Origin of the sequence: Microcoleus sp. PH2017_35_SFW_U_B, assembly GCF_020737865.1 — a bacterium.
GTDB lineage: Bacteria > Cyanobacteriota > Cyanobacteriia > Cyanobacteriales > Microcoleaceae > Microcoleus.
This window is the reverse complement of sequence record NZ_JAEQDE010000022.1, coordinates 20,039-43,982: the sequence shown is the minus strand read 5'-3', so window position 1 is coordinate 43,982 and position 23,944 is coordinate 20,039. Positions and strand designations below refer to the sequence as shown.

Here is a 23,944-nt window from a genome sequence, read left to right as displayed (position 1 = left end):
GGTACGTAGTTGCGCTTCAGCGCTCAAAGGTACGTAGTTGCGCTTCAGCGCTCAAAGGTACGTAGTTGCGCTTCAGCGCTCTTTATATATGTAAGCGCCCAAGCGCAACAACGTAGCTAAAAATTAACCCCTATAAGAGTGCCAGTTGAGTTGTCTCAACTATTTGGGCTGACGCACCCTACATCATTAGCAATAATTATTTGAATAATTAGGAGAAAACGCCATGCAAGAGTCTAACAATTCATCTTCCGAATACTCGCAAAAATTTCGCAATCTTCAGACAGAATTACGCGAACGTTGGCGAGAGATAGAAGAATTTGACAGCGGAGATTGTGATATTATCGTCATTCCTTCTCTCAGCTTAGATCAGCAAGAAATTCTGAAAGTTGAGGGTGCTTACCACTACGAAGAGCGGCATTTATTTTCATTGATTCGCCTGCGAAATCCTCGCACGCGCTTAATTTACATCACCTCGGAGCCGCTGCACCCCATGATTATAGATTATTACCTGCAATTGCTCCCAGGTATTCCATTTTCTCACGCGCGCGATCGCCTTTTGCTGTTCTCGGCTTACGATGCATCGGCGAAATCCCTCACCCAGAAAATTTTAGAACGTCCTCGCTTGATGGAGCGAATTCGCCAAGCAGTACGCCCGACAAAATCTTATATGGTTTGTTACAACTCGACGCCCTTAGAGCGCGAGTTATCTGTTAAATTGGGAATTCCTTTGTGGGCTAGCGATCCGGATTTGCTTTATTGGGGAACAAAAAGCGGCAGCAGGCAAATTTTTCAAGAAGCTGGCGTACCTTATCCTGACGGTTCCGAGTTGGTTTGGAATGCAGAAGATTTGGCCCAAGCTGCGGCTGCGTTGTGGGAAAGACAGCCGGATTTGCAGCGGATGGTAATTAAGTTAAATGAAGGTTTTTCGGGGGAAGGAAATGCAATTTTAGATTTGAAGCCGATCGCAGGTAAAGCACCTCAAGAAAGAGTTAAAGCAATTGGCGATTGCTTCCACAATTTGCGCTTTCAATCAACAGGCGAAACCTGGAAAAATTTCAGCAGCCGCATTCCCGAATTAGGGGCAATTGCGGAAGCATTTATCGAAGGAGAAGAAAAGCGATCGCCCAGCGTTCAAGGTCGAATTGTCCCCAGTGGCGAAGTTGAAATTCTGTCAACCCACGACCAGATTTTAGGCGGCCCAGACGGTCAAATTTTCTTGGGTTGCCGATTTCCGGCGGATGAATCCTATCGGCTGGCGTTGCAAGAATTGGGATGGAAAGTGGGAAAAAATTTAGCAGCAAAAGGTGCTTTGGAGCGATTTGGAGTGGATTATGTTGCTGTCAAGCAATCGGACGGGAAATGGGATATTCAAGCAATAGAAATTAACTTGCGTAAAGGAGGTACAACTCATCCGTTTATGGCTTTGAAGCTGTTAACAAACGGTCGGTACGAGCGAACTACGGGATTATTTTACAGCCAGCAGGGGCGTCCGAAATATTATGTGGCTTCGGATAATTTGAAAAAGGAGCGGTATCGGGGATTGTTGCCGAATGATTTGATGGATATTATTGCTGACAATCAACTGCATTTTGACACTGGTACTGAGACGGGGAGCGTGTTTCATTTAATGGGTTGTTTGTCGGAGTTTGGCAAATTGGGATTGACGAGTATTGGCAATTCGCCACAAGAAGCTGAGGATATGTATAACAAGGTTGTGAAAGTTCTCGATCGCGAAACGTCATTCAGTTGACAGTTGACAGTTGACAATTGACAGTTGACAGTTGACGGTTTGAACAATACTGATGCAACGGGAATTGATATCACCGATCAACCCACAAACCCGGCGGTTGAAACCGCGTCTATACCAACAAAACCCGCCTCCGCGGGTTGAAGAGTCGTAGCGTAGCGGGGCGTAAGCCATCGCACATTGCTCTGAAATTCCATATTTCTTAGTCCGCGGAGGCGGACATTGTTTGTATAGACGCGGTTTCCAACCGCCGAGGATTTGAATCGTTTGTATAGACGCGGTTTCCAACCGCCGAGGATTTGAATCGTTTGTATAGACGCGGTTTCCAACCGCCGAGGATTTGAATGGTAGCTATTTTTTAGCGGGATAAATCGGTGTGGGGTCGATCGAGCCTGTGCGGTTGAGAGGCCAAAAACGGACGATCGCCCTACCGATGATATTTTGTCTGGGTACAAAGCCCCAATAATGGCTGTCACAGCTTGCGTTGCGGTTGTCCCCGAGTACCAAGTAAGAATTTTGAGATACAACTACAGGCCCGTAGGGATACTGCGGAATTTCTTCAATATATTTTTCCTGTAGCGGCTGCTTGTTGATATAAACTTTTCCATCTTTGACTTCCACAGTATCGCCCGGAAGTCCGATCACTCGCTTGATGTAGGCATCTTTGATCGGCGGCGGCTGTCCCGTGCACAAACTCGCCGGATCGGGAGGCATAAACACGATAATATCTCCTCGCTGCGGGTCTTGAAGTCGATAGCTCACCTTGTCTATAATTAATCGATCGTTAATTTGCAAGGTTGGGAGCATTGAGCCGGTGGGAATGTAGCGAGCTTCAGCAACCAGGGTGCGGATACCAAAGGCTAAGAATGCTGCTAAGCCGATCGTCTTAATTCCTTCTATCCAAGGATTTTCGGTATCTTGCGGGGGTTTTTGGTCGGCTGACTTGTCTAGACGAGTCATAAGTATTTAAGTCACTGGGCTGGATACAAATTATAAACTTATTTCGGGGTTTTTTGAGGAAATCTGCAAAATCTGCGCCCCAGACGTGAGTTTTTGTACTATCTGGTTGAGTAAAGTGCGCCGAGGTCGATCGTAAAAATTACAATTTTCCTGAAAGCTAGTTATATTTATTAGTATTTTTCTAACTCTTTTGAGGATAAAATTTGTCTGGGCTTCTACGTACATTACCTATTTAATTATAGCTTATGCAGACGACATCAAGTTTGTTAATCCGTCGCGCTCGCGTTCTTTTACCAGACGGTGAGTTTTTGGTAGGGGACGTGCAAATTAGCGATGGCAAAATTGTTCGGGTTGCTCCGGAGATTGCCATGTCCGGCGATCGCGAAATAAATGCGATCGGCTTAACTCTCTTACCCGGAGTAATTGACCCGCAGGTACACTTCCGCGAACCGGGTTTGGAACACAAGGAAGATTTGTTTACGGCTAGCTGTGCCTGCGCTAAGGGCGGCGTGACATCGTTTTTGGAAATGCCGAATACCCGCCCCCTAACCACAACCCAAGCGGCCTTAGATGACAAGCTAAGGCGCGCTGCTGACAAGTGTTTGGTCAATTACGGCTTTTTTATTGGGGCGACGCCGGAGAATTTACCGGATTTGTTGGATGCGAATCCGACTCCGGGGATTAAGGTGTTTATGGGTTCGATGCACGGACAGTTGTTGATGGATGGAGAGGAAAATTTAGAGCGAGTTTTCGCAAAGGGCGATCGATTAATTGCAGTACACGCCGAAGATCAAACTAGAATTAATCAGCGTCGTCAGGAATTTGCCGGCAGTACCGATTTAGCTGTGCACTCCCAAATTCAAGACAATCAAGCAGCCTTGTTAGCAACTCAGCTAGCCGTAAAACTCTCTAAAAAATATCAACGCCGACTGCATATTCTGCATCTTTCAACTGGCGACGAAGCTGAGTTTTTGCGACAAGAAAAACCAAGTTGGGTAACGGCGGAAGTAACGCCGCAGCATTTGTTGTTAAATACCAGCGCCTATGAGAAGATTGGTAGTTTAGCCCAGATGAATCCGCCGTTGCGGGACACCCGCGATAACGAAATACTTTGGCAAGCTTTACTCGACGGCGTAATTGATTTTATCGCCACCGATCACGCGCCGCACACCTTAGAAGAAAAAGCTCAAGAATATCCAAATAGCCCATCGGGAATGCCCGGAGTTGAAACTTCTTTGCCTTTGATGTTGACGCAAGCAGTCGAGGGAAGGTGTACAGTTGCACAAGTTGCTAATTGGATGTCGGGGGCGGTTGCTAAGGCTTATAAGATTCCGAACAAAGGGGCAATCGCTCCGGGTTTTGACGCCGATTTAGTCTTAGTTGATTTGGACAACTACCGCCCGGTGATCGGAGCAGAAATGGCGAGCAAGTGCGGCTGGAGTTCCTTTGAGGGTTGGAATTTAACTGGATGGCCCGTGGTGACAGTTGTGGGAGGAAAAGTTGTTTTTGAGAACGGTAAATTAGATACAAATGTCAGGGGTAAAGCCTTGACATTTGACGTTGAGTAGTCAATTTATATAAACAAAGGTATGTAGTTGCGCTTCAGCGCTGAAGCGCAACTACATACCTAAAACATTACAGCAAAAGTTGTGCTAAAATTATCAGAGTATATTCCCTTACGATCGAGGCGATATTACCTATGCTCCAAGAACTAGAAACACAACTTCTTGCCTTAACTCCGACCGAGAAATCTGAAGCAATACGGCTGTTAACCCAAAGTTTAAGCAATAGCTGGCCGGGAATTACCAAGACTCCCGAAGTGTGCGGCGGCGATGCTTGTATTGCCAAAACTCGCATTCCAGTGTGGCTGCTTGTTGGTTTTCGCAATGAAGGTTCAAGCGATTCCGAACTTCTCCAATTTTATCCCCATCTAAGTGCTGCTGATTTGGTCAATGTTTGGACTTATGCTGATTCACATATAGAGGAAATTGAACAAGCAATCAGCAAAAATGAGGAAGCATAACTTATGGCATTATTATATGCAGACGAACAATTTCCTTTGCCAGTTGTGGAATTGCTGCGGGCTTTTGGTCACAATGTGCTTACAGTTCAGGAAGCAGGAAAAGCAAATCTGGGCATTCCCGATCCTGAAGTGCTAGAATTTGCTGTGAGTAACGATCGCGCTATTTTGACATTAAATCGGTTTGATTTTATCGGACTGCACAACCGAAAGCCAGACCATGCAGGTATTATTGTCTGCACTAAAAATCGGAATGTAGAAAGATTGGCAACACGCATTAATGATGCTATTGCTGGTGAGGAAACTTTGAGGGGCAAATTGATTCGAGTCAACCGCCCGCCGCAGTAAGTACGCGCTGTAGCTATCCCGAGCGTGAATCGCACTTTCTCAATTTTCCCACGCCCAATCCAATAACTCGCCAGTTCCCATCACTTCAATTTGGCGCCCGTTATCTCGATAACTCAAAGAAATTTGCAAATATTTTTCGGGTTTGTACTGCAATCTTTCGGCCCATTCGATCGCCACAATTCCCAAATCCCTTTCTAATCCGTCCCAATAACTCTCTAAGTGCAAAGCCTCCGCTTCTTCGGGTTCGAGTCGATACAAGTCTAGATGATACAGCGGAATCCGCCCTGCAAAATACTCGTTAATCAGGGTGAAAGTAGGACTTTCCACAGATTCGGAGATTCCCAAACCTTCGGCGATACCTTGAACCAAGGTGGTTTTGCCGGCGCCTAAGTCTCCTTGTAACAAGATTACAGTGCCTGGGGGAAGCGATCGACCTAACGCAATACCAAACTGGCGCGTAGCCTCAAAATCTGGCAGCAAAGTTTTCATTTTAGTCATTAGTCAGTAGTCATTAGTCAGTAGTCAGTAGCCAGTAGTCATTAGTCAACAGTTAGGGAGCATCTCAGTTTTTCATTTATAGTGCGAGCTTAAGAGCTCGCGTATTGTACAATACGCGAGCTCTTAAGCTCGCACTCAAATAAAAAAATCCTTTTTACAAACATGAGATGCTCCCCAACAGTCAACAGTTAACAGTCAACAGTCAGCAGCTTAAATATTCTGGGCGCGGCTGTACCAACGCAGCAACATCCCCGCCAATCTTTGGGAATTGTGGCGAATTAAACCGGTATTTTTATCTTCATCCATGACATTGGCGATGACAATTCGCCGCCCCAGTTGCGTTATGGCTTCTCTATCGAGCACAACCGGATAGGAATTCTCCTGAGAATAGCGGATCAAAGATTTTGCAGATGGGACTTTTCCTTGAACTACTACAGCATCGAACAGGGGGCGGCCGCAAGCCCGATCGATCGCCCGAATGTGATCTGCAACGCTGTATCCGTCTGTTTCTCCCGGCTGAGTCATAATATTGCACACATAAATGCGCGGAACTTCACTATTGGCGATCGCATCAGCAATTTCCTTCACCAACAAATTCGGAATCACACTCGTATAAAGACTCCCCGGCCCAATAATAATAAAATCCGCTTCCCGCAGCGCTTCGACGGCCCTGGGCAAAGCCGGAGGATTAGCCGGATTGCAGCCAATTTTGACGATTTTTCCGTTAGCTTTGGTGATGCTGGACTCCCCCTCAATTCTTCGGCCATCAGACAGTTCTGCCCACAAAGAAACGTCGCTCAGAGTAGCCGGCAGCACCTCCCCCCTCACAGCTAAAACTTTAGAACTGGCGGCGATCGCCTGTTCCAAATCTCCAGCAATATCGCTCATCGCCGTCAAAAACAAATTCCCAAAACTGTGACCAACCAAACCGTCACCGGCTTGAAAGCGATATTGAAATAACTCAGTTAATAACTTTTCCTCATCGGCCAAAGCGGCCAAACAATTGCGAATATCTCCAGGCGGCAATACTCCAATTTCCCGCCGCAGCCGCCCGGAAGACCCGCCGTCATCCGCCACGGTGACGATCGCAGTAATTTTGGCACTGTAATCTTTCAATCCCCTAAGCAAATGAGAAAGGCCTGTACCCCCTCCAATGGCGACAATTTTAGGGCCGCGGTGCAAGCGGCGGTGGTTGAGGAGTCGATCGACCAATTCTTCATTGCCTTCGGGCATCAGCACTTGGGTAATCGAGTTCAAACTGCGAGTTTGGCCCCACAGAATTAACAAAATCCCGCCCGCAATCACGATCGGGCCCGACACGTAATTGGGAATAACTTCCGCAATCCAAGTCAAAAAATTTCTCAACAATTGCAACAGCAAAAAGATCGGAGTCATCCCAGTCCAAATCGCTAAACCCAAAGTGGCAAGTACCACACCGCTAGCACTGATCAGCAGCCACCGTTTCACCAACAGTCCGGGGGCCAACCACTTAAACCACTGGTGAACTCGCCCGTTCCGCAAAGAAGAAGGGTAAGGATTTCTGGATTGGACAAAAACCTGCTTAGCTTTGGCAAAGACTCGCAGGGCTTTAGGAAATGAACTAATTGACATGGTTAATTAGTCTTAATGGTATTGGAATAGCTCAAGCTGACAAATTTACAATACAAGAGAGTTTTGATTCTGGCAGTCAATTTAAGTCATTAGTCATTAATCATTAGTCATTAGTCATTAGCTAGACTGATGACTGATGACTGACAACATAATAATCGATCGCATCTTATGGCTGAGCCGCTAATCGAACTCAAGGGGGTAAGTAAGTCCTTCGGGGATAACCCGATCCTCGATCGAGTGGATCTGAGGATATATCGGGGAGAGGCCCTGGCAATTATTGGCCCTTCCGGGACGGGGAAATCTACGATTTTGCGGATAATTGCGGGTTTGTTGGCCCCGGATGCGGGCGAGGTTTTCGTTCAGGGACAGCGACGGATGGGATGGGTGGACGACGTGGCAGATCCGATCGGGATTGGGATGGTGTTTCAGCAAGCTGCTTTGTTTGATTCGCTTACGGTAGAGGAGAATGTCGGTTTTTTACTGTACCAGCATTCTAAGCTGCCGCGCCGCCGGATTCGGGAATTGGTGGAGGAGAAGTTAGAGATGGTGGGTTTGCGGGGAATTGGCGAACGCTATCCAGCGCAGTTGTCTGGGGGAATGCGGAAGCGGGTAAGTTTTGCCCGCGCCATCATGGCAAATCCCGATAATGCGAGGGACAATCCGGAGGTTTTGCTGTATGACGAACCGACGGCGGGTTTAGATCCGATCGCTTCGACGGTAATTGAAGATTTAATTCGGGATTTGCAGAGAGCTCAGGGAGTTTGTAGCACTTATGCGATCGTCACTCACCAAGACAGTACCATTCGCCGGACTGCCGATCGCATCGTGTTTCTCTATCAAGGCAAAGTGCAGTGGGAGGGAACTGTCAGCGACATTGCATCGACAGATAATTTGTTAATTAAACAATTTTTTAGTGGCAGCGTTACCGGCCCAATTCAAGTGATTGGATAGTCAATTGTCAGTGGGCAGTGGGCAGTTGGCAGTGGGCAGTTGGCAGTGGGCAGTTGGCAGTTGGCAGTGGGCAGTTGGCAGTTGGCAGTTGGCAGTTGGCAGTTGTTAGTTGACAGTGGGCAGTTGTTAGTTGTTAGTTGTTAGTTGACAGTGGGCAGTTGTTAGTTGACAGTGGGCGGTTGTTAGGAAAGCGGTTGGCAGTGGTTAATTGTTTGTATTATTGGGAGATGGGATATGTCACAAACAAATTTTCAAAAATTAGATGTTTATAAATTATCAGAAAAATTAGCTGATGAAATTTGGAATATTGTTATAAAATGGGACGCACTAGCTAAAGATACGGTCGGCAAGCAAATTATTCGAGCTGCTGATAGTATTGGTGCTAATATTGCTGAAGGAGATGGTCGAGGCAGCTATCAGGATCATCGGAGATTTATCAAGATTGCCAGAGGTTCTTTATATGAAACAAAGCACTGGTTGAGACGGGCTTATACTAGGCAACTACTAACAACTACACAAGTAGAAACACTCAAGCCAATTATTGACGAACTGTCACCCCGACTAAACGCCTATCTAAAATCTATAGGCAACACATCAGAAAAAAATTAACAACTGCCAACCATCAACTATCAACTATCAACTGCCAACTGCCAACTGCCAACTGCCAATTGCCAAAGGAGGCAATATGCGATCGCGAACTGTAAGAGAAGGTTCTGTCGGATTCTTGATTTTAGTAGGAATCGGTTTATTTGGCGGCTTAGTGCTCTGGTTGCAGGGCGTACAACTAGGCAACCGCAGCTACAAATTCGCCGTAGAATTTGCCAGCGCCCAGGGAATGCAAATAGGCACGCCCGTCAGGTATCGCGGCGTCGCCGTCGGTAAAATTACCGCCATCAAAGCCAGCGCCAACGGCGTAGAGGTGACAATGGAGATAGCCCCCGGTACTTTAGTCATGCCGCGCGATGTGGCGATCGAAGCAAATAAATCGGGTTTAATTGGCGAATCGTCGATCGACATTACCCCCAACTCAATTTTGCCCGAATCGTTACTTACCGCCAATCCCATTAGTACCGACTGTCCCCCTGAGATAATCTGCAAAAATTCCCGCTTAAAAGGTCAAGCTGGAGTCAGTCTAGACGAACTGATTCGATCCACAGTCCGCCTATCTAATTTATACACCGACCCCGCGCTGTTCAACAATATTAAATCAATTGCAGAGAATACAGCCAGTACAGCTAAAGGTGCAGCTAAACTCACTCAAGATTTATCAAGTTTAACTCAAACAGCAAAAGCAGAAATCAAAACTTTGAATAAATCTGTAACTGGAGATGTTGGTAAATTAAGTGAGTCAGTAAAAACCGAATTGGCAACTTTAAATCAATCCTTAAAAGGGGAAGCCAACAGTTTGACCCAATCTTTAAAGGAGGAAGTAAACAGTTTGAATCAATCTTTAAAAGGAGAAGCGAGCAGTTTGAATCAATCGCTCAAGGGGGAAATATCAGGAGTCGCCGCAGATGTTTCTAAAGTAGCAGTTACAGCGGACACTTCCACAAAAGCCGTATCGGCCGCTGCAATAAATTCTGCCAATTCAGTAACTCAAGCAGCAAATAAAATCACATTAACAGCTAACGAAGTCAATTCATTAGTAATAACCAACCGCGCCAGTTTAGTCTCAACCCTGAATAACATCAATCAAAGCAGTCAAGAATTGCGGGTAGCCGTCAGCAGTTTGAGTCCAACAATTAATCGAATCAACCAAGGACAATTGCTCAACAATTTAGAAATCCTCTCAGCCAATGCAGCCCAAGCTTCTGCTACTTTGCGAGACTTATCCAGCCAGCTAAACAATCCCGCAACTTTGCTATTATTGCAACAAACCCTAGATTCTGCACGAGCTACATTTCAGAACGTGCAGAAAATCACTTCCGACGTGGATGAACTGACGGGAGACCCGGCTTTCCGCAACAACATTCGCAGGTTATTTAACGGATTGGGAGGCTTGTTGGGCTCGACAGAACAACTGCGGCAGCAAGTTAAAGTTGCTCAAACATTAGCTCCTATTTCAGAGAAAGTAAATGCGAGTACAACGGCAGTAAATCAATCTGTTAAGCCGGGATTGCCCAGTTTTAACAAACAGCAAAAATTGCCTGTTATTCCTTCTCAAACTGCAAAATCAGCAGAACCAGTTGCTCCCGAAAATACTCCTTGAAATCTGGTATCATTGAATAACCGTCGGTAAGGTGCGTGGCGCGCCCTACAGTTAGGAAGGTACGCATTATAGAGGTTTCAGTTAGTAAGGTTGGCAGCGCGCACCCCGAGATTAAAGTTGTGCAAATCTTATTAAAAAAACTCTTTCAATCGAAACAAGGAAAAGCAATGACGCAAACATTATCAAAACCGCCCGCAACGCAAACCAAGTACAATATAACTTGGGAAAAATTGCCAGACGATTTTAAATTACCGGACGATCCAGTTGAAAACATCGACCAACCACTTTTAGCAGCCGCCCTGCGAGAAGCCTTGGAACTTGCAGGATTTATCATAGCTTCAATGCTAATAGCTTCCAACTTTGGACTGTGCGCCAAAGTCAATGACAAAACAGTAGTAAAAGCACCAGATTGGGTCTACGTTCCCTCGGTATTACCAGCAGAACTAGGAGAAGTCCGCCGCAGTTATACGCGCACTGCTGAGGGATAAGTTCCAGCAGTAGTGATGGAATTTTTATCGGATACTAAGGGCAGTGAATATTCGACAATATCAAAATATCCTTACGGCAAGTGGCGGTTTTACGAGCAAATTTTGCAAGTTCCAGTTTATGCAATCTTCGATCCTAAATCGGGAGAATTAGAAGTATACCTTTTGGTTTCAGGACAGTACACAAAGCAAGAACCAGATGCTAATAGTCGATTTTGGATAGAATCAATGGGTTTATTTCTGGGGGTTTGGTCAGGAAAAAAATCTCAGAGAACGGGTTATTGGTTGCGCTGGTGGGATGAGAATGGCAATTTGTTGCTGTGGGGTGCGGAACGGGTGGAACAGGAACAACAGCGGGCCGATGAGGAACGCCAGCGTGCCGATCGCCTAATGGCATACTTGATAAGTCAGGGTATAGATCCTGATGCCATTTGAAGGTCGATCGATTTGAGATTTTACATTAGGAATAAAGGAGCGCCATGACTGCAACAACATTAGAAGAAAAATTAGATCGGCCGTTACTATTTCCAGGGTTAAGCTGGGAACAATTCAAAACCTTAGAACCGATGCTGGATATTCCCGGAGTTCGGCTGTCATTTTTAGATGGGATACTGGAGATTCAGAGAATGCCTGGAAGAAAACACGAAATAGGGAAAGAACGAATTGGTGCTTTACTGGAAACATATTTGCTGAAAGCAGGAATCGATTTCACTCCAACGGGTTCGTTGACTTTAGAAAATGAATCGGAACGAGTGAAGTGTGAAGCAGACAAATCTTACGAATTGGGTGCTGATAGAGAACGTCCAGATTTAGCTATTGAAGTAGTCGTAACTAGCGGCGGAATTGATAAGCTAGAGGCTTACAAACGCCTGCAAATTTCCGAAGTCTGGTTTTGGGAAAACAGCCGACTGTCTCTGTATGCTCTGGGAGAGGAAGGATACGAACAGATTGCGAGTTCTCAATTGCTCCCAGAACTCGATATTGATTTACTTGTCAGGTGTGTTAATATGCCGAGTCATGTTGAGGCAGTTAAGGAATTCAAAAGGGCGATCGAACTCAATTATTAGTCAAAAATATTGAGCGTATGTGACATCATTGAAGAATTGGTAAGCTGTTGCGGCATTAAAATTTAATTTTTTGGGGCAAGCTAGGAGCATCGCCCCACTCGTTGTTTCCAGAAACATGATTGTTAAAATTGGATGCGCGCCAGCTTAACACCAGAAAAGTTTATAATATATCTACAACTCACAGCCAGCACGACCATGACAGCAGTCGTTCCCACCCTCAAAACTTCTGAAATCATATACCCTAGCGCTGATGGAGAACCAGTGGCAGAAACTTATGACCATCTCTACGCAATCTTAACCACTTTAGAAGTCTTAAAACAATACCTCGCAGACCGTCGAGCTACTGTTTTAGCAAACCAATTTTTATACTACGCTCAAGGTTTCCCAAAAGTCCGCTTAACACCTGATGTGATGGTAATTTTTGATGTAGAACCGGGTGGCAGAGATAATTACAAAATCTGGGAAGAAGGACAAGTGCCGAAAGTGATTTTTGAAATGACATCACCAAGCACGCAGTCGGAAGATAAAGTGATTAAAAAAGATTTGTATGAAAGATTAGAAGTTCAGGAATACTGGTTATTTGACCCAAAAGGTGAATGGATTCCTGAAAAATTGCGCGGATATCGACTGGGGGTAGAGGGTTATCAAATAATTACAGATAGTCGTTGCGAAGTATTGCAACTGCGTTTAGAAATAGAAGGAAAACTGATTGGGTTTTATCGGGAAGATAATGGAGAAAAATTATTAACTCCTGATGAATTGGCTTCAGCTTTAAAAGCGGAACGGCAACGGGCTGAGGCGGAACGGCAACACGCAGAAGTGGAGAGTCAACGTGCACAATCGGAAAGTCAGCGGGCTGCTGAACTCGAATCTTTGCTAGCGCGTTATCGAGAGCAGTTTGGAAAATTGCCGTAGAATAAATAGTATAGGGGCGGGGCATCGCCCCTACAAAAATAGTTAGAGTCAACTAAAATTAAATATAATTAGAATAAAGGAGCAATCGACATGATTCAAGCTTTAACAAAATTAGTAACATTTGACGAATTCATTGCCTGGTATCCTGAAAATTCAGAACATCACTACGAACTGCATAATGGAGTAATTATTGAAATGCCAAAAGGAACTGGCCAACATTCAGAAATATCTGGCTTTCTCAATATAGAAGTTGGCGTTATATGTCGCAATACCCGATTGCCCTATTTCCTTCCCAAAGAATGTGTCCTTAAACCCGATCGCGACGAATCAGGATATGAGCCAGATGTCATAGTTCTCGATCGCCAGCAAGTGATAAATGAGCCACGTTGGGCAGCAGAATCAATTATCACAATGGGTTCGTCGATACGTTTAGCAGTAGAAGTAGTCAGCACTAACTGGCAGACTGATTATCTTACCAAACTGCGAGATTATGAAGAAATGGGCATTTTTGAATACTGGATTGTGGATTATTTGGGATTGGGTGGAAGACGCTACATAGGCAATCCCAAACAACCGACGCTTTCGGTATATCAATTAGTTGACGGGGAATACGAGTTGGCGCAATTCCGGGGAGACGATAGAATTGAATCCGGTGCTTTCCCCGAGTTAAACTTGACTGCTCAACAGGTGTTTGAAGCAGGAATTGTGAATGAATAAGGAGAATTGTCATAGGATAAGAGGTATTAAATAGACCAAACTAAAAAACAGAACTCCCAGAACCCCGACTTCTTAAAGAAGTCAGGGTTCTTCTAAGAAAGATCGCATTTTAGGTTATATCAATTCCGGTTACACGACCTATGATATAGAGGAGACGGCAGTGCCGTGTCCCTACAATATTTTGGGTAGGGACACGGCACTGCCTTCTCCTAATTTCGGCTAATAATCATTCCGATGCTACCGGATTTGATATTAATTAAATTAACCTACTTAATTACAGCAAAAAAGTTTATAATATGTATACAACTCACAGGAAGCACGACCATGACAGCAGTCGTTACCACCCTCAAAACTTCTGAAATCATATACCCTAGCGCTGATGGAGAACCAGTGGCAGAAACTTACGACCATCTTTACGCAATTTTAACCACTTTAGAAGTCTTAAAACAATACCTCGCAGACCGTCGAGCTACTGTTTTAGCAAACCAATTTTTATACTACGCTCAAGGATTCCCAAAACTGCGCGTAGCACCGGATGTGATGGTGATTTTTGATGTAGAACCAGGTGGCAGAGATAATTACAAAATCTGGGAAGAAGGCCAAGTGCCAAAAGTGATTTTTGAAATGACATCACCGGGTACAAAGTCGGAAGATATAATCAATAAAAAAGACTTGTATGAGGGGATAGAAGTTGAGGAATATTGGTTGTTTGACCCTAGAGGTGAATGGATTCCGGAACAATTGCGTGGGTATCGATTGGGAGAGGATGGGTATGAATTAATTAGAGATAGTCGCAGCGATGTATTGCAATTGCGGTTAGAAATAGAAGGAAAATTGATTGGGTTTTATCGGGAAGATAATGGAGAGAAATTATTGATTCCCGATGAATTGGCTTCAGCTTTAAAAGCAGAACGACAACGGGCTGAATCTGAACGACAACGGGCTGAATCTGAAAGTCAACGGGCTGAAGCTGAAAGTCAACGTGCTGAAGCCGAAAGTCAACGGGCTGAAGCTGAAAGTCAACGGGCTGAGGCCGAAAGTCAACGGGCTGAGGCTGAAAGTCAACGGGCGACTGAACTGGAATCTTTGCTAGCGAGTTATCGATCGCAGTTTGGAGAATTACCGCAGGATAATGGCTAAAGATGCAGGGTGCGATCGCACTTCACCGAGATCGCACTTCTAATTCTCGGTTAAATAGTGTTGACAAATCTAAATTTTTGTGTTAACAGAATCTCGGATTTTACAACTGATCGTTTTGCGATCGAACTTGGGCAATCTAGATATAGGTACGAGTGCGAGTGCCTGGAAAACAGCTACAGTAAAGGTTAGCAATGGAAAGTATACAGAAAAAATCTAGTGATAGTGGGGTTCGCAAGGGCGATCGTATTAAGCAGATTTTTGCGTTTGTATCAATGGCTGGCTTTGCGGGTTCGACAATTTTTGGTATGGTGAGTCTGTTCAGCAGCGGTTTGAGCAGCCAGCACCGACAAAAACCCGTGGCTGCTGTTGTGGTTTCTCAGGAGTCTCTGCTGGCGGCCCAGGAACGGGGATATGTAACTGTTTTGCAGCGGGAACCGCAGAATCAGACGGCTCTGGAGGGGTTGGCAAATGTGCGATTGGAGATGAATGATCGAGTGGGGGCGATCGAGCCTTTGGAGAAGTTGGTGAAGTTGAATGGCGATCGGGCTGATTATCAGGCACTGTTGCGGCAGGCGAAGGGGAAGAAGTAAGGAAAGGGCGATCGGTAAAGCTAAAATCAAAACACAGCAGACTTACAATCAATCTCACTAATAAAAAAAAATATTATGCTTTTTTTACCCATTCTTAAGAAAACAGGTCATTTAGATCGAGTTCACATTACAGTAGGCATTGTTGGATCTCGTAAAATCGGAGACCTGGATGATTATGCAAGTCAAGGATGGCAAATTTTTGCGCCTAATTTGACTATCTATGGATTTGATGCAGATGCAGAAGCTTGCAATGAAGCTAATGCTGACCTAGAAGCTAGACAAGTAAATTGGACTGAAAAACATATTCCCTTAGCTCTTAGCAATACAGAGGGAAAAGCCACACTTTATGTAACTAAATATCCCGGATGCAGTTCTTTATATCCCCCCAGTGAAGACTATATCAAGCGCTTCTCGGGAAATTCAGAACTGATCGAGCTAAAGTCTACAGTAGATTTATCCACTACCACTTTAGAAAAATTTTGTAAAGCTGAAGATATCAAAGAAATAGATTTTCTTCACCTAGACGTTCAGGGAGCAGAGCTAAAAGTTTTACAAGGAGCTGATGGGATATTAAATAATAGTGTATTGGGATTAGTAACCGAAGTTGAATTCACCGAACTGTATGCAGGTCAACCTTTATTTAGCGATGTAGATATTTATCTCAGGAACCGAGGTCTTACACTGTTTGACTTTGGGCATATGCAGCGCGATATGCGTCGCGAAATCCCAGTCATATCAAACAGTCATCCGGGCGCTTTAATTTGGTCAGACGCTTTTTATTTTCGCGATTTGATGCGATCGAATGTAGATCCAAGCTTAAAAACACCAGAAAAACTGCTCAAACTAGCTTGTCTGGCTGACGTGATGAAATTTCCTGATTATGCTCTGGAAATTCTAGAATATCTAACTTTAAATTATGGCAGTGACCCTAACTATAATTTTGCAAATAATATCATTGAGAGTCTGGGTCAAATTCCTGAACTGGTGGAACAAGGGCTAGAATCACTACCGATTGTTGTTAGAATGCGAGATTGGGTAAGTGGAGGCGAACATCTTAAATTGGAGACTGTCAAGGCTCCAGGTATTTCAAAACAAAGTTTGCCGAAGCGAGACTATATTTCGCCAAATTTTTTTACTATTCAGCCTGATAAATGCTTCCAAGGTATGATTGTAGGAGATACAAATCTCCAAAGTTGGCCTTACTTGCGCCGAAATGTTCCTCATAACTGGTACGTGGATAGACGGCAACCAACAGTAGGATTTCTGAGCAGAGATGAAGCTCATATTATATATAATACGGCTCTCAAGTTTAAAGGGAAAAAAGCATTAGAAATTGGTTGTTGGCTGGGTTGGTCAGCCTGTCATTTAGCACTGGCAGGAGTATATCTAGATGTAATAGATCCTCTACTAACTAGACCGGATTTTTATGAAAGTGTCAGTAATTCACTAAAATCAGCAGGAGTGCTTGACTCAGTTAATTTAGTAGCTGGTTCCAGTCCCCCAGCCGTTGAAGAATTAGCGATTCAATTGCAGCGTAAATGGTCTTTGATTTTTATTGACGGCAACCATGAAGCACCAGGCCCACTTCATGATGCAATTATTTGCGAACAATTAGCAGAAGCAGATGCTTTAATTCTATTTCACGATTTGGCTTCCCCTGATGTCACTCAAGGCTTAGACTACTTAAAGCAAAAAGGGTGGCAAACAATGGTATATCAAACCATGCAAATCATGGGAGTTGCTTGGCGGGGAAATGTTGAGCCAGTTGTCCATCATCCAGATCCTAAAGTTAACTGGATATTACCTACGCATTTACAAGGGTACACAGTCAGCAGTATGTCAAATAATCAGTTTTTTGATCGAGAAGTAGGAGTACGACAAGTGCAAGAAATGATGCAACAAGCCATTACATTAGTTAATAGTAACCAGCCAGTAGAAGCCATGCGAATAGCTGAACAAGCGGTTTTACTAAATATCAATGTGGCAGGAATGCACTACCTGCGGTCTATTTGTTTGAATAATGTAGGACGGCATAAGGAAGCACTTACAGCCGCAAAAGAGGAACTGGCAATTAATCCGACGCACCAACAAGCACAAGAACAAGTTGAAAACTTAACTAAAGCTCTATTGCGATCGGAAATAACAATCCCCACACAGCAACGCTCGTGGCATACAACCCTTGCACGCGAAAATATGCTGTCAATTCAAAACGCTACTATGAATTATTCATACAGGGGCGTACCCATGCTGAAAAATCCCTTCGACTTTGCAATCTACCCCGTATTAATCTGGAATTTAAAACCGCGTACAATTATTGAAATTGGCTCAAAAGATGGTGGGAGTGCTGTGTGGTTGGGAGATATGCTAAATAATTTTGGCATTGATGGTCACATCTATTCTATCGATATTGTCAAAGTTACTTCAGTCCAACATCCTCGCGTCACTTACATGGAAGGGAACGGACGAGCATTACAGGCAACATTGACACCAAATTTTCTCAACTCGTTGCCACGTCCTCTACTGGTAATAGAAGATGCAGACCACTCTTACGAAACTAGCAAGCACGTCTTAGAATTTTTTCATTCATGTCTCAAGCAAGGAGAATATATTGTTATAGAGGATGGAATTATTTCAGATTTAGTTCAAGATACTTTATGTAATAGTGGACCCCACAAAGCATTGAAAGAATTTTTGTCTGAACGCGAAGGCGAATATGAAATTGATAGCAGTTATTGTGACTACTTTGGCTATAACCTAACTTGGTGTACTAATGGGTTTTTAAAGAAAGTAAAAGAATCCTCATCAACCGGCGATCCATTTTTAAATAAACTGTTTCATTATGTTGAAGAGTATCAGCCTGTACCTCAAGTACCCTCGTCTGTTGATTTGAGTGGCGATCGGCAAAAACTTGCTGAGTTAATTCAGAAAGGCAAAGAGTATTTTCTGAAGGGTGAGATAGAGACGGCGATCGCTACCTTCACACAAGCAGTAGCAGCTCATCAAAGCTCTTTAATTTCCCACAACTACCTAAGCATACTTTACTGGGAAGTAGGAGATGTTCAAAAAAGCTTGCAGCATCATATCCTATCACAATTTAGTAACATAATTCTTGACAGCACGATTGCGGATGAATTTCAACAAATACTGTCAGTTATCAGACCTTACACATTATTGAGTGAAGCCCGACTATTCTCGCTATACTCCCTAGCAAGGCAAATCTGTTTAGATGATATACCAGGTAACTTCGTTGAATGTGGCAGTTATAAGGGAGGGTCAGCAGCGCTTCTAGCAGTCGTTATCAAGCGATACAGTTTACGCCCGCGACTTATCTATGCTTTTGACACTTTTGAAGGGATGCCAGAACCCACTGAAGCCGATAAACATAACGGAATTCCTGCTAATTTAACATCTTGGGGTGCTGGAACTCTCAAAGCTCCACTTATTGACAACTTAGAGGTCATTTGTCAATCCTTGGATGTCAGAGATATTGTCCTACCCGTTAAGGGACTATTTGCTCAAACCTTACCTGAATCTAAATCCGCAGTAGGTACTATTTCTTTACTGCACGCTGATGGCGATTGGTATGAGTCAACAATGGACATATTTAATAACATTTACGATAGTGTTGTTCCCAACGGTTTTATCCAGATAGACGATTACGGTCACTGGGATGGTTGTAAAAAAGCAATCCATGAATTTGAAAAGGGTTGCGGTCAATCATTTGCTCTTCGGGTTATCGACTACACGGGTGTATGGTTTCAAAAAGAAGATTCTGTTCATCAAGACTGCAATCACTGGCGCACTTTTTGGCATTTAGCGCAAACCTCAGAAAAAATGGGCAATAGAGAATTAGCCACAAAAGCAGCGCAAGCTGTTTTGAAAATTGTGCCAAAGCTGGTCAAGGCTGAAAATCTATTGAATCGCGATCGTTCACCGTTGGAGTTGGTTGTCTCACCAGAAATTTCACTATCAGCGGAATTGGATGACTTCTTCAACAACTTAAGACTGAGAGAACTCAACATAATTCTGTTTCCTGATTGGCAGCAACCTGAAGAGTCTATCTTTCTTCAGTTACAAGGTGTAATTACTTCTTTATTGGCTCACAAAGAACCAAGTAAAATAACTGCGCTTCTAGACACCAGCAACATCTCCGAAGAAGATGCAAATTTACTTTTATCCTCTGTTATAATGGATATTCTTATGCAAGAAGATTTAGATGAGACAGACGCTCCAGAAGTGTCTTTACTGGGAAATCTCAGTGAAATGCAGTGGAAAGCTTTATTACCCTGCATCCACTATCGGCTAGTCTTAGAGAACGAAAACGAACAGGCAGTTGCACAAGCTGGCGCAGCAAATCTCCCCAGTTTGAAAGCAGATAATCTTAGCATTTGATGAATTTCACTCAACATATAAAAGGTAGGTCAGTCATGGATGAAAATCAAATTATTGAACAACTAGAAAAGCACAAGTTCTATCACATAATTCAATTAACTGAAAAGATATCAACATCAGGAAATAACGTCGCTGTACCTATGCAGGACGTGCCTCTTAGGGCTTTAAGAACACTGGATCTTAAGGACAAGCGAGTTCTTGATATCGGCTGTCGAGATGGTTTGTTTTGTTTTGAGGCAGAAAAGCTGGGCGCAAAGGAAGTCATTGGTATCGATAATGACTTATCGATGGGGGCGATCGAGTTCTTGATTCCTTTTTTCAATTCAAAAGTCAAGATGTATCAATTAAACCTCCTTGACTTAAAACCTGAGACATTTGGAATGTTTGATGTCATCTTATTTCCCGGTGTTCTTTATCATCTCCGATATCCCTTCTGGTCGCTAAAGTTGATTAAAGATGTCTTGGAAGAAGGAGGAAAAATAGTTATAGAAACAGCAGTATATGTGGATGACAACCAAAATGCTATGCTGTTTTGTCCTGTAGGTTCTGATAGTCCGTATGAGCCTACGAGTTGTACATTCTTTAATTTGAAAGGACTCATGGATACGCTTTTGAGTCTCGATTTGGTGGTGGAAGATATTGAACTCTTGTACAACAACGATTTACTATCATTGGCACCCGAAGGAATTACTTATTCAATGACTCAGCCGATCGAGCGTTGGATCGATAGGGCTACTTTTATTTGTACAAATAAAAAATTGATAGACCAGCCAAGAGTTGTTGATTACTGGAACACCACACACGATGTTCATACCACTCAAAAATTATAATTAGGTGAGGTATCAACTCAACACTGAATTCCCAATTTCTACTGATTTATTTTTTGTTTTGAAGTGCTAGTTCGTACAAAACGGATTCTAATCTATCCATTGTACGGGTGCGACTGAGTTCTAATAAAGCTCGTTCCTGTCCTTTGCTTACCATATCTTGCCATTCAGCAGGATTCATCAACAGGTAAGATAACTGATCGGCAAGATCCATAGGGTTTTCTGACTCGAAAATTAGCCCAGTTTCTCCGTGCTTCACGGCTTCTGGAGATCCTCCTGTATTGCTGGTAACTATCGTCTGTCCAGCAACCATGGCTTCAATTAAACCAATACTAAATGGTTCTTCAAAGCGAGAGGGCAATACCCAAATATTATGCGTTTTGTAGAGCTGTTGTAGTTCCTGCCGGGATAGCAATCCAGCAAAGTGAATCTTGTCTTGTAAGCCCTCTGATTCAACAAATTCTTGAAGTTCTTGAACAAAACTAGGATTGAGAGAGCCTCCTGCTATTGTTGCAGTAAAGTCAATATCTGCATTGTGGAGCAAGTAAAGAGCTTCAATCAAAATATCTGGGCCTTTATAGTGCATCACTAAACTGGCATAGACAATGCGAAGGCGATCGCGCGGTGGAAGTTCGGCTTGGTAAAATGCCTCAACATCTCCGCCTGGATAAATCGTCTGAGCCGTTTCTGTAGGATAGCCTTGTTGCTGTAAATTTTCTCGAATCCAATCGCTAACAGTAATGTATCGATACAAAGAACTCTGAGGAGCTAGATCGCAGCTATATCCGGGTTGTGAATTCATCACATAATGAGCGATCGGTATCCCGGCAGCTAGTATCTGTTCTAAAATTGGCGAACCTAAAAAATCTGCATTGCCTGTCAAGCAAACATCAGGTTGAAAAAAGGGCAACAATTCCTCTAGAGTTTTATAATTTTGTACGGCAATTGCTGCAACATGAGCTGGGTAAAAAGGCTGCGCCCCTCGCTCTGTCCAAGTTCCCCATAAAGATAAACAGCGTCGCACTGTCGGAGGATCTGAATCAGCTTTTGTGTAACCAGTGGGCAAGTGTTCCGTGTTGCTGGTAATAACGAGAACCTGATGACCGCGTTCTTGCAAAAGCTTAGCGTAATCTGCGATCGCCCGTTCGTAGCCTCCAACCACTTGGGGTGGATATAGATTATTTACAACCAGAATTTTTAGCTTTTCCAATCACCCGATCTCCGTTATGAATAATGTTTATCTAAATATATCTGCCACATTTGCTCGTAAGCTTTCTCCATCTCTCGCGTAAATTGCTCACCATTCCACAGCGGAGCTGTTTGTCGTGACTGCCGCAGTTTCCAAGATATTTGCTGCCGCAAAGCCGGGTCTTTCCCTAGACGAATCCCCCATTCGACATACTCTTCATCAGTCCAAGCTATTCCCTCTGTCACCCCTGCATTCATCATCATCGTATAACTGTTACGTGCCGCAAATTGCTCACCAACTCGCGTCACGAGAGGAATGCACATCCACAAAGTTTCTAGGGTAGTTGTAGCACCGTTATAAGGATAGGTATCAAGAACTACATCAGCAATTGCCAAATTAGCTCGGTGAACGGCTTCTGCTGCTACCTCTGACAAAAATCGCAGGCGATCGCCCGCCACACCTTCTTCTTCTGCCATTTGAGTAAAGAAGTTTTTTATTGATTCTTCATCTCCGGCACCTTTGATCAAAAAGTAACTATTCGGTACTTCCTTCAAAATCTTAAGTTGTAGTCGCGCTGTTGAGGGATGGCGTTTGTAGCTCTTCTGAGCGCTTAGATACACCACCGCATCGCTAGAAATATCTAACTGATCCCGACGCAAAGTAGGGACAGCCACCTCAAAACCATCTACAGCTACATAAGTTTGAGGCAAGCGCCAGATTTTTTCACTGTAATAATCTTGAGCAGACTCCGGTAGAACATACGGATCTGCAATAAAATAGTCAACCGCCGGCAGCCCAGAAGCATCCCATCCCAGCCAAGTAGCTTGAATAGGAGCTGGTTTAAGTGCCACCGCTTCACAGGTAATATCTAAAGTGATACTGTCAAGTTCAATCAGAATATCAATCTCATCGTTAGCAATCTGCTCTGCTATTTCAAGACCTCCAAAGCTATCTTTAGATGCTTTAAAAACTTGATTTAGATACCATTCTTGTAAAATATCTGGCTTTTTTTTGTTACCTATAAAATAGCCGTAAATTTCAAATTTATCGCGATCGTGATACTGAAACAACCATCGTGCTAACCAGCCTACAGAATGCCTTCTCAGGCAACTAGATAAGTAACCTATCTTCAATGGCTTAGTAGCACTACCGCTGATTTTACGAGATGACTGCCGCTGTCGGTATTTCTCGGACTGCTCCTGAGCATAGATTTGAACATTAGCTTGACACAACTGAGACACTTGGTTTTGAATTTGCCTATTATTTTTTGGCTCATCCTGAAAGTAAGGTAAAAAGAAGGATGTAAGAAATAAATTTTGAACTGTAACTGGGTGAATGGCTCTTGGTTGTTCAGCTATCAGTAAGTTCAGCAGCGATTTATGTAGCCCGATAACTGAAGCAACCTCTTCCCAGTATCCACCTGCACTCATCAAACAGCGCATAATCAGATGGTTGGAAAAAACTTTATCGGTTAACTCATCTGATAAGGAATAGCGCAATTTAGCCACTTGTATGCCCTGATCGTATTGCTGAGCATTTGGGTAATAATTAGCCAGTTGCTGCAATATTCCTAGATTTTTATCATCTAAACTGCGAGCTAGCTCAGCGAAGCGTACTGCCAGTGCTGGTATTTGTTGTGCAATCTGAACTGAAGCTGCTACGACTATTTGAATAAAAACTTGAGGGTTATGCAGATGAGGTATACAGGCCTCCGTTAATTCCAAGGAAGAGGGATGCAAGGAGTCATAATCTAAAACGCTCTTTAACACTTGCATCAATAGCTCAGAGTCTAGCTTGATGGGAGGTTCCGACTTGAGTATATTCAACAAGTCTAGAGCAATCAAATCATGTCCCGTATAAGTTTCAAGCAGGATGGAAAGACCTATTATATGCAACAGATTGTTAATATCTGCGGGGTTGATTTCACGTAGATGCTGTCGAATCACCCAAGAGAGCGAACAATCACCGAGATTACCTCTGCGCTCTGCTTCTGCTTGCAGAACTTGTATTAGTTCAGAAGTCCAGAGTTCGACTTGTTCGGGTTCCCCCTCTGCCATGCCTAGCAGCCAAGTCGTCTGAGCTTCTGCTTCTTGCCCATGCAATAGCAATATTAGGCCTAAATGCCAATAGTAAGATTTTGTATCGGGTTCCTCTTCAATCGCCTGTTCATAAAGGTGTGCAGCTTGAGCGTAATCTCCTCGAATTAGACATTGACGGGCTTGTTGCTCCCAATGAGTAGGCTTAGTAGGTAAGTATTTAGCAGTCATATAAGCAAGCT

The 23,944-nt window shown here is 43.7% G+C and carries 19 protein-coding genes and 1 pseudogene; 15 read left to right on the top strand and 5 right to left on the bottom strand.

What is annotated here, in order from left to right:
- The first annotated feature begins 223 nt into the window (after positions 1 to 223).
- Positions 224 to 1,750 (top strand): peptide ligase PGM1-related protein, encoded by a 1,527-nt coding sequence (locus JGK36_RS03135; protein WP_293182680.1) that lies wholly within the window; start codon positions 224 to 226, stop codon positions 1,748 to 1,750.
- A gap of 348 nt (positions 1,751 to 2,098) precedes the next feature.
- On the opposite strand, the gene lepB is transcribed toward JGK36_RS03135, so the two are convergent.
- Positions 2,099 to 2,707 carry a signal peptidase I gene (lepB, locus tag JGK36_RS03130; RefSeq protein WP_293196220.1) on the bottom strand — a complete coding sequence of 203 codons (609 nt, stop codon included), beginning with the start codon at positions 2,705 to 2,707 and terminating at the stop codon, positions 2,099 to 2,101.
- A 245-nt stretch (positions 2,708 to 2,952) separates the two neighbouring features.
- On the opposite strand from lepB, the gene JGK36_RS03125 reads away from it, so the two are divergent.
- From JGK36_RS03125 to JGK36_RS03115, 3 genes are all read left to right on the top strand, one after another.
- Entirely contained in the window at positions 2,953 to 4,275 is a 1,323-nt protein-coding gene (locus JGK36_RS03125) for a dihydroorotase (RefSeq protein ID WP_293196218.1), read from the top strand.
- A 131-nt stretch (positions 4,276 to 4,406) separates the two neighbouring features.
- Complete coding sequence (locus JGK36_RS03120; RefSeq protein WP_293182674.1) at positions 4,407 to 4,730, top strand: DUF433 domain-containing protein; 324 nt, start codon at positions 4,407 to 4,409, stop codon at positions 4,728 to 4,730.
- A gap of 3 nt (positions 4,731 to 4,733) precedes the next feature.
- A complete protein-coding gene (locus JGK36_RS03115) occupies positions 4,734 to 5,075 on the top strand; it encodes a DUF5615 family PIN-like protein (RefSeq protein ID WP_293182672.1) in 342 nt (113 codons plus the stop codon).
- Between the two features lie 39 nt (positions 5,076 to 5,114).
- Here JGK36_RS03115 and tsaE read toward each other — a convergent pair whose 3' ends face one another.
- Both tsaE and yvcK read right to left on the bottom strand, forming a co-directional pair.
- Positions 5,115 to 5,564, bottom strand: a complete 450-nt coding sequence (gene tsaE / locus JGK36_RS03110; RefSeq protein ID WP_293182812.1) for a tRNA (adenosine(37)-N6)-threonylcarbamoyltransferase complex ATPase subunit type 1 TsaE — start codon at positions 5,562 to 5,564, stop codon at positions 5,115 to 5,117.
- A 219-nt stretch (positions 5,565 to 5,783) separates the two neighbouring features.
- Positions 5,784 to 7,184: a gluconeogenesis factor YvcK family protein gene (gene yvcK, locus JGK36_RS03105; protein ID WP_293182670.1), complete on the bottom strand. Its 1,401-nt coding sequence runs from the start codon at positions 7,182 to 7,184 to the stop codon at positions 5,784 to 5,786.
- 168 nt (positions 7,185 to 7,352) lie between these two features.
- Here yvcK and JGK36_RS03100 point away from each other — a divergent pair, with 168 nt between their 5' ends.
- The 11 genes and pseudogenes from JGK36_RS03100 to JGK36_RS03050 all read left to right on the top strand — a co-directional run bounded on the left by JGK36_RS03100 (position 7,353) and on the right by JGK36_RS03050 (position 20,480).
- A complete protein-coding gene (locus tag JGK36_RS03100; RefSeq protein ID WP_293192047.1) occupies positions 7,353 to 8,135 on the top strand; it encodes an ABC transporter ATP-binding protein in 783 nt (260 codons plus the stop codon).
- A gap of 234 nt (positions 8,136 to 8,369) precedes the next feature.
- A complete protein-coding gene (locus JGK36_RS03095; protein ID WP_293196216.1) occupies positions 8,370 to 8,744 on the top strand; it encodes a four helix bundle protein in 375 nt (124 codons plus the stop codon).
- A 76-nt stretch (positions 8,745 to 8,820) separates the two neighbouring features.
- Positions 8,821 to 10,344 carry an MlaD family protein gene (locus JGK36_RS03090; protein ID WP_293196214.1) on the top strand — a complete coding sequence of 508 codons (1,524 nt, stop codon included), beginning with the start codon at positions 8,821 to 8,823 and terminating at the stop codon, positions 10,342 to 10,344.
- A gap of 167 nt (positions 10,345 to 10,511) precedes the next feature.
- Positions 10,512 to 11,264: pseudogene (locus JGK36_RS03085) on the top strand (Uma2 family endonuclease).
- 44 nt (positions 11,265 to 11,308) lie between these two features.
- Positions 11,309 to 11,896 (top strand): Uma2 family endonuclease, encoded by a 588-nt coding sequence (locus JGK36_RS03080; RefSeq protein ID WP_293196212.1) that lies wholly within the window; start codon positions 11,309 to 11,311, stop codon positions 11,894 to 11,896.
- A gap of 195 nt (positions 11,897 to 12,091) precedes the next feature.
- Entirely contained in the window at positions 12,092 to 12,811 is a 720-nt protein-coding gene (locus JGK36_RS03075) for a Uma2 family endonuclease (protein WP_293196210.1), read from the top strand.
- Between the two features lie 90 nt (positions 12,812 to 12,901).
- Positions 12,902 to 13,528: a Uma2 family endonuclease gene (locus tag JGK36_RS03070; RefSeq protein ID WP_293196208.1), complete on the top strand. Its 627-nt coding sequence runs from the start codon at positions 12,902 to 12,904 to the stop codon at positions 13,526 to 13,528.
- 324 nt (positions 13,529 to 13,852) lie between these two features.
- Positions 13,853 to 14,668, top strand: a complete 816-nt coding sequence (locus tag JGK36_RS03065; protein WP_293196206.1) for a Uma2 family endonuclease — start codon at positions 13,853 to 13,855, stop codon at positions 14,666 to 14,668.
- Positions 14,669 to 14,859: 191 nt separating this feature from the next.
- Positions 14,860 to 15,258, top strand: a complete 399-nt coding sequence (locus tag JGK36_RS03060; RefSeq protein WP_293196204.1) for a tetratricopeptide repeat protein — start codon at positions 14,860 to 14,862, stop codon at positions 15,256 to 15,258.
- A 75-nt stretch (positions 15,259 to 15,333) separates the two neighbouring features.
- The gene (locus JGK36_RS03055) at positions 15,334 to 19,650 is read left to right on the top strand and encodes a CmcI family methyltransferase (RefSeq protein WP_293196202.1); all 4,317 of its coding nucleotides are present in this window, start codon (positions 15,334 to 15,336) and stop codon (positions 19,648 to 19,650) included.
- Positions 19,651 to 19,685: 35 nt separating this feature from the next.
- On the top strand, positions 19,686 to 20,480 hold the full coding sequence (locus JGK36_RS03050; protein WP_293196200.1) for a DUF1698 domain-containing protein: 795 nt from the start codon (positions 19,686 to 19,688) through the stop codon (positions 20,478 to 20,480).
- A gap of 46 nt (positions 20,481 to 20,526) precedes the next feature.
- Here JGK36_RS03050 and JGK36_RS03045 read toward each other — a convergent pair whose 3' ends face one another.
- Positions 20,527 to 21,687, bottom strand: coding sequence for a glycosyltransferase family 4 protein (locus JGK36_RS03045; RefSeq protein WP_293196198.1), 1,161 nt, complete (start codon positions 21,685 to 21,687; stop codon positions 20,527 to 20,529).
- A gap of 14 nt (positions 21,688 to 21,701) precedes the next feature.
- Positions 21,702 to 23,933: an O-linked N-acetylglucosamine transferase, SPINDLY family protein gene (locus tag JGK36_RS03040; protein WP_293196196.1), complete on the bottom strand. Its 2,232-nt coding sequence runs from the start codon at positions 23,931 to 23,933 to the stop codon at positions 21,702 to 21,704.
- Positions 23,934 to 23,944: the final 11 nt, after the last annotated feature.